Source organism: Acidovorax sp. FG48 (assembly GCF_057809085.1).
Genome location: NZ_JBMDJH010000024.1, coordinates 17,815 through 30,973 on the forward strand (window position 1 = coordinate 17,815; position 13,159 = coordinate 30,973).

14 protein-coding genes are annotated in these 13,159 nt (G+C 65.5%); 9 read left to right on the plus strand and 5 right to left on the minus strand.

What is annotated here, in order from left to right; genetic code table 11:
* Window positions 1-126 precede the first annotated feature (126 nt).
* Both ACODSU_RS22465 and ACODSU_RS22470 read right to left on the minus strand, forming a co-directional pair.
* Complete coding sequence (locus ACODSU_RS22465; RefSeq protein ID WP_015015773.1) at window positions 127-495, minus strand: DUF2237 family protein; 369 nt, start codon at window positions 493-495, stop codon at window positions 127-129.
* A gap of 45 nt (window positions 496-540) precedes the next feature.
* The gene (locus ACODSU_RS22470; RefSeq protein ID WP_015015772.1) at window positions 541-1,020 is read right to left on the minus strand and encodes a DUF421 domain-containing protein; all 480 of its coding nucleotides are present in this window, start codon (window positions 1,018-1,020) and stop codon (window positions 541-543) included.
* 152 nt (window positions 1,021-1,172) lie between these two features.
* On the opposite strand from ACODSU_RS22470, the gene ACODSU_RS22475 reads away from it, so the two are divergent.
* The 3 genes from ACODSU_RS22475 to ACODSU_RS22485 are packed head-to-tail and all read left to right on the plus strand — an operon-like array spanning window position 1,173 to window position 3,036.
* Entirely contained in the window at window positions 1,173-1,871 is a 699-nt protein-coding gene (locus tag ACODSU_RS22475; RefSeq protein WP_488844915.1) for a DUF4197 domain-containing protein, read from the plus strand.
* A gap of 11 nt (window positions 1,872-1,882) precedes the next feature.
* Window positions 1,883-2,332, plus strand: coding sequence for a YchJ family protein (locus ACODSU_RS22480; RefSeq protein WP_488844917.1), 450 nt, complete (start codon window positions 1,883-1,885; stop codon window positions 2,330-2,332).
* A 50-nt stretch (window positions 2,333-2,382) separates the two neighbouring features.
* The gene (locus ACODSU_RS22485; protein ID WP_488844919.1) at window positions 2,383-3,036 is read left to right on the plus strand and encodes an HAD family hydrolase; all 654 of its coding nucleotides are present in this window, start codon (window positions 2,383-2,385) and stop codon (window positions 3,034-3,036) included.
* A 56-nt stretch (window positions 3,037-3,092) separates the two neighbouring features.
* On the opposite strand, the gene ACODSU_RS22490 is transcribed toward ACODSU_RS22485, so the two are convergent.
* Genes ACODSU_RS22490 through ACODSU_RS22500 form a run of 3 tightly spaced genes read right to left on the minus strand, consistent with a single transcriptional unit; the run spans window position 3,093 to window position 5,606 of the window.
* Window positions 3,093-3,779, minus strand: a complete 687-nt coding sequence (locus ACODSU_RS22490; protein WP_488844934.1) for a glutathione S-transferase family protein — start codon at window positions 3,777-3,779, stop codon at window positions 3,093-3,095.
* 22 nt (window positions 3,780-3,801) lie between these two features.
* Window positions 3,802-4,428, minus strand: coding sequence for a hypothetical protein (locus tag ACODSU_RS22495; RefSeq protein ID WP_488844936.1), 627 nt, complete (start codon window positions 4,426-4,428; stop codon window positions 3,802-3,804).
* Window positions 4,429-4,475: 47 nt separating this feature from the next.
* Window positions 4,476-5,606 carry an AraC family transcriptional regulator gene (locus tag ACODSU_RS22500; RefSeq protein ID WP_488844938.1) on the minus strand — a complete coding sequence of 377 codons (1,131 nt, stop codon included), beginning with the start codon at window positions 5,604-5,606 and terminating at the stop codon, window positions 4,476-4,478.
* A 106-nt stretch (window positions 5,607-5,712) separates the two neighbouring features.
* Between ACODSU_RS22500 and ACODSU_RS22505 the strand changes: the two genes are divergently transcribed.
* Genes ACODSU_RS22505 through ACODSU_RS22530 form a run of 6 tightly spaced genes read left to right on the plus strand, consistent with a single transcriptional unit; the run spans window position 5,713 to window position 13,150 of the window.
* Window positions 5,713-7,443 carry an AMP-binding protein gene (locus tag ACODSU_RS22505; protein ID WP_488844940.1) on the plus strand — a complete coding sequence of 577 codons (1,731 nt, stop codon included), beginning with the start codon at window positions 5,713-5,715 and terminating at the stop codon, window positions 7,441-7,443.
* A 14-nt stretch (window positions 7,444-7,457) separates the two neighbouring features.
* On the plus strand, window positions 7,458-9,065 hold the full coding sequence (locus ACODSU_RS22510; RefSeq protein WP_110960347.1) for a carboxyl transferase domain-containing protein: 1,608 nt from the start codon (window positions 7,458-7,460) through the stop codon (window positions 9,063-9,065).
* Window positions 9,066-9,094: 29 nt separating this feature from the next.
* A complete protein-coding gene (locus tag ACODSU_RS22515) occupies window positions 9,095-9,604 on the plus strand; it encodes a DinB family protein (protein ID WP_488805397.1) in 510 nt (169 codons plus the stop codon).
* Entirely contained in the window at window positions 9,601-10,386 is a 786-nt protein-coding gene (locus ACODSU_RS22520; protein ID WP_488844942.1) for an enoyl-CoA hydratase/isomerase family protein, read from the plus strand. The genes ACODSU_RS22515 and ACODSU_RS22520 overlap by 4 nt, the downstream gene beginning before the upstream one ends.
* A 16-nt stretch (window positions 10,387-10,402) precedes the next feature.
* Window positions 10,403-11,122 (plus strand): DUF4126 domain-containing protein, encoded by a 720-nt coding sequence (locus ACODSU_RS22525; protein WP_488844944.1) that lies wholly within the window; start codon window positions 10,403-10,405, stop codon window positions 11,120-11,122.
* Complete coding sequence (locus ACODSU_RS22530; protein WP_488844946.1) at window positions 11,123-13,150, plus strand: acetyl/propionyl/methylcrotonyl-CoA carboxylase subunit alpha; 2,028 nt, start codon at window positions 11,123-11,125, stop codon at window positions 13,148-13,150. It abuts the gene before it with no gap.
* The last annotated feature ends 9 nt before the right edge of the window (window positions 13,151-13,159 follow it).

Below are 13,159 nucleotides of genomic sequence, written 5' to 3' on the forward strand. Positions count from 1 at the left end.
AGCGAAAGGGAGGAACACAAAGTCCTGATCTTTCGCCGTGCGGCCAATCACCGGCAACCCGACAGAAGTAGGGTGGCAGCAGCGTCACACTCGGTCCTGGGTGCGCCACGGCCCGTGGCTACGGGGTCAGCGGCTGGACAGCGCCGCGCTCTGCAACTGCGCCAGCGTCACGAACTCCAGGGCTCGCGCATGGGTGCACTCCAGGATCACCGGCGGCGCCACACCCGCCTCGTAGGCCTCCTTCCAGCGCAGGGCGCACAGGCACCAGCGGTTGTTGGGCTTGAGGCCTGCAAACCGGTACTCTGGCCGGGGGGTGATGAGGTCGTTGCCCCGCGACAGCGAGAAGTCCAGAAACGCCTGCGTCATGCGTGCGCAGATCACGTGGGTGCCGTGGTCGTGCTCGTCGGTGTTGCAGCAGCCGTCGCGGTAAAAGCCGGTCAGCGGGTCGTAGGAGCAGGGCATCAGCATGGTGCCCAGAACATTCAGTGCAGTCATATCGGATTGTGTGTAGGGGCGTTTGCAGGCGCTGGGCGCGACGGGTCAGCTTTCGTCGCCACGGCGGCGCAGCACCACGGTGATCTGGCCGTTGGTCTCGATGGTGGCGCGTTCTACCTCGTGCTCGTGCAGGCAGCCGCCAGCGCGCAGCGCGGCCTCCACGTCGTCGCGGGTCAGCAGCTCCTTGCGCATCAGGGCCTGGTTCAGCTGGCCTTTGTTGATCAGCACCTGCGCCTGGCCGTCCACCCAGCGCCCGATGCGCGGAAAGTGAAACGCCAGCCGGGCCAGGGCCACGTGGCACAGCATCAGCGTGCTGGCGGAGATGAGCCCGCCCACCAGCGAGTTGTCGCCCGCGTTCATCGAGTTTTGCACCGCGTTCGACAGTATCAGCAGCAGGATCAGGTCAAACGGCTCGTACTGGCCCGTCTGCCGCTTGCCCGACAGGCGCATGAACACCAGCAGAAACAGATACACCACCACGCCGCGCACGACAAATTCCCACCACGGCACGCTCATTTCCCACATTGCAAGGTTCCTTGTTGGATGCTTGGGTGGGGGCAGTCTACGGCCTGCTGCGCCCCTTCGATGCGGTGAGCGAAAATCCCGTATTCATCGTCTCCGCGCACCCGTGGCTGCCCATCGGGTGCCGCCCGTGCTCCTTCTGAAAGACCCGATCCATGCAACGCCGCCAATTCACCCAGACCAGCCTCGCCGGGGCTCTGCTGTGCGCCACCGCGCAACATGCCTGGGCCCTGTCGCTGGGCAATCTGACCAATGCCGATGCCGCCAGCGGGCTCAAGGCCGCGCTGACCCAGGGCGCGCAGGCGGCGGTGTCGCTGCTGGGCCGCAATGACGGCTTTCTGGGCAACCCCAAGGTGCGTATCGGCCTGCCGGGCTACCTGGACGACGCCGCCAAGGTCATGAAGTCGCTGGGCCAGGGCAAGCGCATCGACGAGCTGGTGGTCTCCATCAACCGCGCCGCCGAAGCGGCCGTGCCCATGGGCAAGGACCTGCTGGTGGGCGCGGTGCAAAACATGACGGTGACCGACGCCAAGAACATCCTCACCGGCGGCGACAACTCGGTGACCGCCTTTTTTGCCGACAAGACGCGCACGCCACTGGGCCAGCGCTTTCTGCCCGTGGTGAACCAGGCCACCGAGAAAGTCGGCCTCACGCAGAAATACAACGCCTTCGCGGGCAAAGCCGCGAGTTTTGGCCTGCTGAAGGCCGAAGACGCCAACCTGGCGCAGTACGTCACCGGCAAGACGCTGGACGGTCTGTACCTCATGATCGGTGAGGAAGAGCGCAAGATCCGCCAGGACCCGGCCGCTGCCGGCAGCGCCATCGCCCGCAAGGTGTTTGGTGCCTTGCGCTGAGAGACGTCACGATGCCCTTGCCACTGCCCAACGACCCCTGCCCCTGCGGGCGCCTGGCGCCTGCGGGCCCGGGTGGCAGCAAGGGCAAAAGCGCAGCCCCCTTGCCACTCGCCAGCTGTTGCGGCCGTTACCTGGCGGCACCCGGGCTGGATGCCATGGCCGCCCCCGATGCCGAAAGCCTCATGCGGTCGCGCTACACCGCCTTTGCGTGCGAGCGGGCCGACTACCTGCAGGCCACCTGGCACGCCAGCACGCGCCCGGCCACGCTCGACTTTGATGCGGGGGCCAAATGGCTCGGGCTGGACGTGCGCCGATACGTCGCCACCGATGCCGACCACGCCGTGGTCGAGTTTGTGGCCCGCTACCGTGTCGCTGGGCGCGCCGTGCGCCTGCACGAGACCAGCCGTTTTGTGCGCGAGGAGGGGCGCTGGTTCTATGTCGATGGAGACCTCCATGGCTGAAATTCAAGCCAAAACCACCTCAAGCGCTAGTGCAATATGCCTTGATAGCTATGCAATTTGAAGCAATCCTGTTTGACTGTGACGGCGTGCTGGTGGACAGCGAGCCCATCACCAACGGCGTGCTGCGCGACATGCTGGCCGAGGCCGGGTGGGTGCTGACGCCGGAAGAGTGCATGCGCCTTTTCATCGGCAAGATGGTGCGCAGCGAGGCCGCGCGCATTGAGCACCACACGGGCCGTCCGCTGACCGACGAATGGATGTCGGCCTTCTACGCACGCCGCAATGCCGCGCTGGAGGCGCAGCTCACCGCCATCGAGCACATCCACGGTGCTGTCGAGCGCGTGCACGCCCACCATGACGGGCGCATCGCCTGTGCCTCAGGGGCCGACCGCTTCAAGGTCGAGATGCAGCTGGCCAAGGTGGGGCTGGCGCCTTACTTTGCGGGCCGTATCTTCAGCGGCCACGAGATGCCGCGCACCAAGCCCGCGCCCGATGTGTACCTGGCCGCTGCCGCAGCGCTGCAGGCCGCTCCCGCGCGCTGTGCGGTGGTCGAAGACACGGTGACCGGAGTGACCGCCGGCGTAGCGGCCGGGGCCACCGTGTTTGCCTACGCCCCGCTGGACGACGGTGCCGCACTGCGAGCTGCGGGCGCGCAGCATGTGTTTCGCAGCATGGCGGAGTTGCCAGAGCTGCTGGGCTGCTGACCACAGAGCCTGTTTACGGCACCCCGCGCGATCGCAAAAAGACTTTGAACAGGTTCTCAGGGCTGCATATCGGGTGCAGGCGTGGTGGGCACACCTTGCTCTTCAGCGGCACGCACCTGCACTGCCATCGCCCGCTGGTAACCGGGCCGCTGCTGCAGCCGCTGCCAGTAGGCCTGCGTGGCCGGGCCAAATTGCGCACTCAGCCCCAGGTGCTGCGCCAGCAGCAGCGCATAACCCACCGCCACATCCGCCGCCGTGAAGCGGCCTGCACACAGGTAGTCGCTGGCGCCGTGAGTCAGCGCCGTCTCCACGGCGCGCAGCCGGGCCAGAAACCAGCGGCTGTAGTCCTCCACCACCTGCGGTTGCTTGCGCTCTGCCGGTTCAAACCGCCCATAGCGCAGCACCAGCGTCTGCGGAAAGGTCAGCGTCGCATCGCTCATGTGCAGCCAGTTCAGGTACGCGCCATACGCCTGGTGCGTGGGTGCCACATCCAGCCCCGCGTCGGGGTGTGTGGCGGCGAGGTACTGGCACATCGCCGCCGATTCGGTCATGCGCACCTCGTTCGGTGCTGCGCCCTGCACCAGCAGCGGCACCGTGCCCAGCGGGTTCTCATCCAGAAACCACCGCGCCTTGGCGCGTGGTGGGAAGGGCAGCATGTGGAGCTGGTAGGGCAGTTGCAGCTCTTCGAGCATCCACAGGGGGCGGAAGGAGCGGGCGCTGACGCAGTGGTGGAGGTGGAGCATGGCAGAAATTTGAAAGCGGTGACTACGCCCTCGGGCGCCGTTTGTCTACTTGAGAATGATCCGGGATACGAGCGGGGACTGATGGGCGCGACAAAACTTCCGAAACAGGCATGCTCCGAAGAATTGCGAGCAGTCGCGTCTTTTCCTTTTCAATTTCGCTATCCAGATGGCCCATCATCACTCGGCACAAATCTTGGATTTCGCTCACATCTTTCGAGCTCAGTCCTATAACGCGGTGGTGTTCAGTTGACACTCCCGTGATCCCCTCCTGTTCTACTCTCTCTAGACAGTAGCGTGCCTGGACTCTCGTGCTTTCGAAAGCATTTACCGAGTGAGCAATGTGCTTGTCGCGGAAAGCGCGTATGCGTTGATGATTTTCACGTTGTTCAGATGGAAGGTTCTCCACAACTTCGTTGCCGATACCACGACGCACTCCGCTTACAAATGCACGGCTATACCGAACAAGAATTGCTGTTGAGAACGCATCTGTTATTTCAGAGCCAGCATACCCATAGGCCGACTGTGCGCATTGTTCTTCGAAAAACTCGCAAAGTTGCACTGCGCTTTGTAGGTCGAACTTAATGCTCTGAAGCCGCGCGAGTTCAGCTGCTTCCTCATGCTCGAAATAGACAAATGTGTGGGTTGCCACAACTGAATCTCCTTGCTGCAATTACTTGGGTAGCGGGTCCGCCTCGACTACACCCTCACCGCCCTACGAAACTCCGCCGGCGACTGCCCCGTCCACCCCCTAAACGCCCGGATAAAACTCTTCTCGTTCTCAAACCCCGCGGCCTCCGCCACCTGCTTGATGGGCCGCTGCGTGCGGTGCAGCAGCTCCACCGCGCGGGTGCGGCGCACCTCGTCTTTCAGGCCCTGCAGCGTGGCGCCTTCTTCCTTCAGCTGCCGGTGCAGCGTGCGCGGCGATACGTGCAGCAGCGCGGCCAGCGATTCGGCGCTGTGCTGGGGCAGGGCATGCGCAGGCTGGCCCGGCAGGGGCGCGGCCAGCAGCTGGCGCACGCGCTGCACCAGCAGGCGGTCGCGGCGGTAGTGCAGCACGGTCAGGGGCAGGGCGTGCTGCAGCATCTGGCGCAGTGCCTGTTCGTCGCGGCGCAGGGGCAGGTGAAGGTAGCGGGCGTCAAAGTGGATGGCCGTGCGCGGTGCGCCAAAGGTGGACGGGCCACGGAACAGCACGGCATACGCATCGGCGTGCGGCGGGGCATCAAACGCAAATTCGGCAGCGATGAGGGGGATGCGCGAGTCCACCATCCAGCAGGCCAGGCCGTGGGCATTGCGCAGCACCGACACCAGGCAGAACTCGCGCAGCGCGCCCAGGTCGCGGGCCTCGGTGATGGCCAGGGTGGCAGTGTCGCCGGTGGTGGTGAGGTGCAGCGCAATGTCGTCCGCCAGCAGGCCGTGGTGGCGGCACCAGCGGGACAGGGCGACCTGCAGCGTGGGCGAGCTGATGCTGGCGCGCGCCAGCATGCCGTAGCTGCCCCAGGGCAGGCGGCGGCTGAACCAGCCCAGGGCCTCGTCGTCCAGCTCCTGCATGGCGGCGTCGGAGATCTGTTCCATCTGCCAGGCGGTGATGCGGGCGCTGTCGTCCTGCAGCAGCTGCGGCGCAATCTGTGCCTGGGCCAGGGCGCGTTCGGGGCTCATGCCGCGCCGTTCATAGGCGAGCGCAATGGCGCGCACGAACGCTATGGGCGTAGCTGCCGGTGCAGTCGGCGTGGCGGCGGGAGCTGTGGCGGAAGCAGACAGGCGGTGGGAGATAGAGGCAGGTGAATTCACGTTACAGAGTGTGCCAGTCGTGGCACGATTTGCAACCATTGTGGCAACCCGGCAGGGCCGTGGGCTTCTATGCTTGCCTATGCTTTCGAATGGCTCGCCCTGCGCGCTCTGCTCGCGCTGGCCGGATGACCGAGGAGACAAACCTGTGACGACTGCAGCCGCAACACAATCCGCACCGCTGGTGGACAGCTACGCCCGTGGCGCTACCGATGTTCCCCTGATCGAGCAGACCATCGGCGCCTTCTTTGCCGACATGGTGGCCCGCCAGCCCGAGCGCGAGGCGCTGGTCAGCGTGCACCAGGGCCGCCGCTACACCTACGCCCAGTTGCAGACCGAGGCGCACCGCCTGGCCAGCGCGCTGCTGGGCATGGGGCTCACCCCCGGCGACCGCGTGGGCATCTGGTCGCACAACAACGCCGAATGGGTGCTGATGCAGCTGGCCACCGCGCAGGTGGGCCTGGTGCTGGTCAACATCAACCCGGCCTACCGCACGTCCGAAGTCGAATACGCGCTGAACAAGGTGGGCTGCAAGCTGCTGGCGACCATGGCGCGCTTCAAGACCAGCGACTACCTGGGCATGCTGCGCGAGCTGGCGCCCGAGTGGCACCACCAGCAGCCGGGGCAACTGGGCTCCGTGAAGCTCCCCCACCTGAACACGGTGGTGTGGATCGATGAGGCGGGGGAGGGTGCCGAAGAACCGGGCCTGATGCGCTTTACCGACCTGCTGGCACGCGGTAACGCGGCCGATCCGCGCCTGGGGCCCATCGCAGTGACGCTCAAAGCCACCGACCCCATCAACATCCAGTTCACCAGCGGCACCACGGGCTTCCCCAAGGGGGCCACGCTCACGCACCGCAACATCCTCAACAACGGCTTCTTCATCGGCGAGTGCATGAAGCTCACGCCCGAAGACCGGCTGTGCATCCCCGTGCCGCTGTACCACTGCTTTGGGATGGTGCTGGGCAACCTGGCGTGCTTTACCCACGGCGCCACCATCGTGTACCCCAACGACGGGTTTGACCCGCTCACCGTGCTGCAGACGGTGCAGGACGAGCGCTGCACCGGCCTGCACGGCGTGCCCACCATGTTCATTGCCGAGCTGGACCACCCGCGTTTTGCCGAGTTCAACCTGAGCACGCTGCGCACCGGCATCATGGCCGGCTCGCCGTGCCCCACCGAGGTGATGAAGCGCGTGGTGGAGCAGATGCACCTGCGCGAGATCACCATTGCCTACGGCATGACCGAGACCAGCCCCGTGAGCTGCCAGAGCAGCACCGACACGCCGCTGGACAAGCGCGTATCGACCGTGGGCCAGGTACAGCCGCACCTGGAGGTGAAGATCGTGGACCCGGACACCGGCGCGGTGGTGCCCATCGGCCAGCGCGGCGAGTTCTGCACCAAGGGCTACTCCGTCATGCACGGCTACTGGGGCGACGAAGCCAAGACCCGCGAGGCGATTGACGAAGGTGGCTGGATGCACACCGGCGACCTGGCCACCATGGACGCCGAGGGCTACGTCAACATCGTCGGCCGCATCAAAGACATGGTGATCCGCGGCGGCGAGAACATCTACCCGCGCGAGATTGAAGAGTTTTTGTACCGCCACCCGCAGGTGCAGGATGTGCAGGTGGTGGGCGTGCCCGACCAGAAGTTCGGCGAAGAACTCTGCGCTTGGATCATCGCCAAGCCCGGCACCCAGCCCACCGAAGACGACATCCGCGCCTTCTGCAAGGGCCAGATCGCGCACTACAAGGTGCCGCGCTACATCCGCTTTGTCACCAGCTTTCCGATGACGGTGACGGGCAAGATCCAGAAGTTCAAGATCCGCGACGAGATGAAGGACCAGCTGGGTCTGGAAGAACAGAAAACCGCTTGAAAGAGCAAGACCGTATGACCATTCTCGACACCCAACTCAACGCCCGCTCGGCGGATTTTCTGGCCAATGCCGCTGCCATGCGCACGCTGGTGGATGACCTGCGCGCTCAGCTCGACAAGGTGGCCCAGGGCGGCGGCGAAGCCGCCCGCGCCAAGCACACCGCGCGCGGCAAGCTGCTGCCGCGCGAGCGCGTGCAGATGCTGCTGGACCCCGGCACGCCGTTCCTTGAACTCGCGCCGCTGGCCGCACTGAACATGTACAACAACGACGCGCCCTGTGCGGGGCTCATCGCGGGCATTGGCCGCGTGAGCGGCGTGGACTGCATGATCGTGTGCAACGACGCCACGGTAAAGGGCGGCACCTACTACCCGCTCACCGTCAAGAAGCACCTGCGTGCCCAAGAGGTGGCGCAGCAGAACCACCTGCCCTGCATCTATCTGGTGGACTCGGGTGGCGCCAACCTGCCCAACCAGGACGAGGTCTTCCCCGACCGCGACCACTTCGGCCGCATCTTCTTCAACCAGGCCAACATGAGCGCCATGGGCATCAGCCAGATCGCGGTGGTGATGGGATCGTGCACGGCCGGCGGCGCGTATGTGCCAGCGATGAGCGATGAATCCATCATCGTCAAGAACCAGGGCACGATCTTTTTGGGTGGCCCACCGCTGGTGAAGGCCGCCACGGGCGAGGTGGTGAGCGCCGAAGACCTGGGCGGTGGCGATGTGCACACGCGCCTGTCGGGCGTGGCCGACCACCTGGCGCAAAACGACCTGCATGCGCTGCAGCTGGCACGCAATGCGGTGCGCAATTTGAATAAAAACAAGCCACAGGCGCTAGTGGATCATGCGCCGGTAGCTCCTAAATTTGCAGCAGAAGAACTCTATGGCGTGATCCCGGTGGACACGCGCAAGCCCTTTGATGTGCGCGAGATCATTGCCCGCATTGTGGACGGCAGCGAGTTCGACGAGTTCAAGGCGCGCTACGGCACCACGCTGGTCACGGGCTTTGCGCGCATCGAGGGGATGATGGTCGGCATCATCGCCAACAACGGTATCTTGTTCAGCGAGTCGGCCCTCAAGGGCGCGCATTTCATCGAGCTGTGCTGCCAGCGCAAGATCCCGCTGGTGTTCCTGCAGAACATCACCGGCTTCATGGTGGGCCGCAAGTACGAAAACGAAGGCATTGCCCGCAACGGCGCCAAGATGGTCACGGCCGTGGCCACTGCGAGTGTTCCCAAGTTCACCATCATCATCGGCGGCAGCTTTGGCGCAGGCAACTACGGCATGTGCGGCCGCGCGTACAGCCCCCGCTTCCTGTGGATGTGGCCCAACGCACGCATCAGCGTGATGGGCGGAGAGCAGGCCGCGGGCGTGCTGGCCACGGTGAAACGCGACGGTATCGAGGCCAAGGGCGGGCAGTGGAGCATGGAGGAAGAAGAAGCCTTCAAGGCCCCCATCCGCCGCCAGTACGAAGACCAGGGCCACCCCTACTACGCCACCGCGCGCCTGTGGGACGATGGCGTGATCGACCCCGCCGACACGCGCCGCGTGCTGGCGCTGGGCCTGGCCGCCACGCGCAACGCGCCCATCGAAGACACCAAGTTCGGCCTGTTCCGGATGTAACCCCACCAAAGCCGGAACCGAGAGCTGCGATGGACGCTGTTGCCCACTTCACCCAGCTGGCACGCTACAACGTGTGGGCCACGGCGCGCGTGCTCGATGCCGTGCGGGCGCTGCCGGAGGAGGCCTACCGGCGCGATGTGGGCCTGTTCTTCAAAAGCATCCATGGCACGCTCAACCACCTGCTGGTGGGCGAGCACCATCTGTGGTTTGTGCGCTTTGCCCAAGGAATCTCGCCCAAGGTGGCCCTGGACGCCGAGCTGGAGAGTGACCGCGCGCAGCTCGATGCCCGGCTGCGCGAAGGCGCGGACCGTTGGGTGCCGCTGATTGCGTCGTTCTCGCCCGAGCGCTGGACCGGCACGCTCGACTACACCACCATGCGCGGCACGGCGGCATCGCTGCCTTTTGCCGCCACGCTGGCGCATGTGTTCAACCACGGCACGCACCACCGGGGCCAGATCACTGCCGCATTGACCGCACTGGGCCAGCCTTGCCCCGAGCTGGACCTTGTCTACTTTCTGCAAAACCCGTCCAAGCCATGAGCAGCCAGAACCTTTCCATCACCCAGACCGGCGCCGTGGCGCGCATCACGCTCACGCAGCCGGAGATTCGCAACGCGTTCAGTGACGAAGTCATTGCCGAGATCACCGCCGCCTTCATCGATGTGGGGGGGCGCGCCGATGTGCGCGCCGTGGTGCTGGCGGCCGAAGGCCTGGCCTTTTGCGCCGGTGCCAACCTCAACTGGATGCGCCGCATGGCCGACTACACGCGCGATGAAAACATCGCCGACGCGGGCAAGCTGGCCGAGATGCTGCGCGTGATTTATGAATGCCCCAAGCCCACAATAGCCCGCGTGCAGGGCGATGTGTACGCCGGTGGCATGGGTCTGGTGGCTGCATGCGACATGGCTGTGGCGGTGGACACGGCGGGCTTCTGCCTCAGCGAAGTGAAGCTGGGTCTCATCCCCGCCACCATCAGCCCCTATGTGATCCGTGCCATGGGCGCGCGCGCTGCGCACCGCTACTTTCTGACGGCCGAGCGTTTTGGCGCGGCCGAGGCGCTGCGCATCGGCTTTGTGCACGAGGTGGTGGCTGCCGACCAGCTCGATGCCAAGGTGGACGAACTGCTCAAGGTCCTGACCACCGCCAGCCCCAACGCCGTGCGTGTGTGCAAGAAGCTGGTGATGGATGTGGCCGAGCGCGAGATCAACGCGGGCCTGATCGCTGCCACCGTGCAGGGCATTGCCGACATCCGCGCCAGCGACGAAGGCAAGGAGGGCGTGCAGTCCTTCCTGAACAAGCGCAAGCCCAACTGGTTGGGCTGACCGGTAAGCGCAGGCCATGGACACCCTCTGGTTCAACATCGTGCAGTGGCTCCACACGCTGGGGCTGCATGTGGATGGCGGCACTGCGCGCGCCGTGGGCGACGTGGCGGCCACGGCAACCGCGAAGCTCGACATGCCCAGCCTGCTGGCTTTGGCCGCCGCCCTGGGCTGGGCCAGCGGCTTTCGCTTGTATGCCGTGGTGTTCCTGGTGGGAATGATGGGCGTGCTGGGCTGGATGCCACTGCCCCCCGGCTTGGCCGTGCTGCAGAACCCGCTGGTGCTGATGGTGAGTGGCGTGCTGCTGATGGTGGAGTTTTTTGCCGACAAGGTGCCGTGGGTAGACAGCGCCTGGGATGCCCTGCATGCCTTCATCCGCGTGCCTGCAGGTGCGGCCCTGGCCTTCGGCGTGTTCGGCGCCGACAACGCCACCCTGGCCGTGCTGGCGGGGCTGCTGGGCGGATCGCTCTCGGCCACCGCGTTGGCCACCAAGATGACTACGCGTGCAGCGGTGAACACCTCGCCCGAGCCGTTTTCCAACTGGGGCCTGTCGTTCTTTGAGGATGGCCTGGTGGTAGCGGTGGTGTGGCTGGCCACGCAGCACCCGGTGGCCTTTGGTGTGGCGCTGGTGGTGATGGTGGCGGTGTCGGTGCTGCTGCTGGTGGTGCTGTTCAAGTTTCTGCGCGCCGTGGTGCGGCGCTTGTCTTCTTTCTTTTCTGGTTCTGCCAAGGTGGCTTAGATGTTTACGAAAATTTTGATTGCCAATCGCGGTGAGATCGCTTGCCGAGTGGCCGCCACGGCCAAGCGTCTGGGCGTGAAGACTGTCGCCGTGTATTCCGACGCCGACGCCAACGCCAAACATGTGGCCGTGTGCGATGAGGCCGTGCACATTGGCGGCAGTGCGCCCAAGGACAGCTATCTGCGCTGGGAGCGAATCATCGACGCCGCCAAGACCACGGGCGCGCAGGCCATCCACCCGGGCTACGGCTTTCTGAGCGAGAACGAAGACTTCGCAAAAGCATGTGCCGATGCGGGCCTGGTCTTCATCGGCCCCCCCGCCAGCGCGATCAACGCCATGGGGCTCAAGGCCGAGTCCAAGCGCCTGATGGAGCAGGCCCAGGTGCCCCTGGTGCCGGGCTACCACGGCGCTGATCAAGACCCCGCCATGTTGCAACGCGAGGCCGACCGCATTGGCTACCCCGTGCTCATCAAGGCCAGCGCTGGTGGCGGTGGCAAGGGCATGCGCGCGGTGGACAAGGCCGAGGACTTCGCCGCTGCGCTCGACTCCTGCAAGCGCGAGGCCATCAACAGCTTTGGTGATGACGCAGTGCTGGTCGAAAAGTACGTGCAGCGCCCGCGCCACATCGAGATCCAGGTGTTCGGCGACACGCACGGCAACTGCGTGTACCTGTTTGAGCGCGACTGCTCGGTGCAGCGCCGCCACCAGAAGGTGCTGGAAGAAGCGCCCGCCCCCGGCATGACGCCGGAGCTGCGCGCCCGCATGGGCGAGGCTGCCGTGGCCGCAGCACGGGCGGTGAACTACGTGGGCGCGGGCACGGTGGAATTCATCGTCGAGCAGCCCGGCGGCTACGACGCGCCCGAGCAGATGAAGTTCTACTTCATGGAGATGAACACCCGCCTGCAGGTTGAGCACCCCGTGACCGAGGCCATCACGGGCCTCGATCTGGTGGAGTGGCAGCTGCGTGTGGCGTCTGGCGAGCCCTTGCCACTGAAGCAGGAAGACTTGCACATCCACGGCCACGCCATCGAGGCGCGCATCTGCGCCGAGAATCCCGACAACAACTTCCTGCCCGCCACCGGGGCGCTCAACGTGTACGCGCTGCCCGAGTGTGTGACCTTCGAACGGGGCGCGGTGCGCGTGGATTCCGGCGTGCGCCAGGGCGATGCGATCAGCCCGTTCTACGACTCCATGGTGGCCAAGCTCATCGTGCACGGCGACACGCGTGCGCAAGCCCTGGCCCGGCTGGATGAGGCGCTGGCCCAGACCCACATCGTGGGCCTGGCAACCAACGTGCAGTTTTTGCGCCGCGTGGCCCGCACCGAGGCATTTGCCAGCGCCAAGCTGGACACCGCGCTGATCCCGCGCGAGCAGGCGGTGCTGTTCCACCAGGAGCCCGTGGGCTTGCCCCTGGCGGCTGCTGCCGCCGTGGCTCAGACCCTGCTGCGCGAGCGCGCCAGCGAGGGCGTGGACCCCTTCAGCCGCCGCGATGGTTTTCACACCCATGGCGTGGTGCAGCGCCGGTTTGAGTTCGAGTTTGGTGGTGAGCACGCCAAGGCGCTGCTGACCTACGAGCGTGGTGGCAGCCTGCATCTGGCCGTCGGCGAAGGCGATGCCGCAGTGGCCGGGCCGTTGGTGTTCAGCGCTGTGGGGCAGGGCATCGAATTGCAGTTTGCAGGTCAGCGCACGCGTGCGGCTGTGTATGCCCAGGGCGAGGTGGACCACGTATTCGCCCCGCTGGGCGCCACGCAGATCACTGCCATCGACCTGCTGGCCCACGCGGGCGAGGCTGCGGCCGAAGGCGGGCGCCTCACAGCCCCGATGCCTGGCAAGGTGGTGTCGTTTGCCGTGAAGGCGGGCGATGCGGTAACCAAGGGCCAACCGCTGGCAGTGATGGAAGCCATGAAGATGGAACACACCATTGCTGCCCCTGCGGATGGTGTGGTGCAGGAGCTGCTGTATGCGCCGGGCGACCAGGTGACCGAGGGGGCAGAACTGCTCAAGCTGGTAGCCGTCGACAAGGCCTGAGCCAAGTAG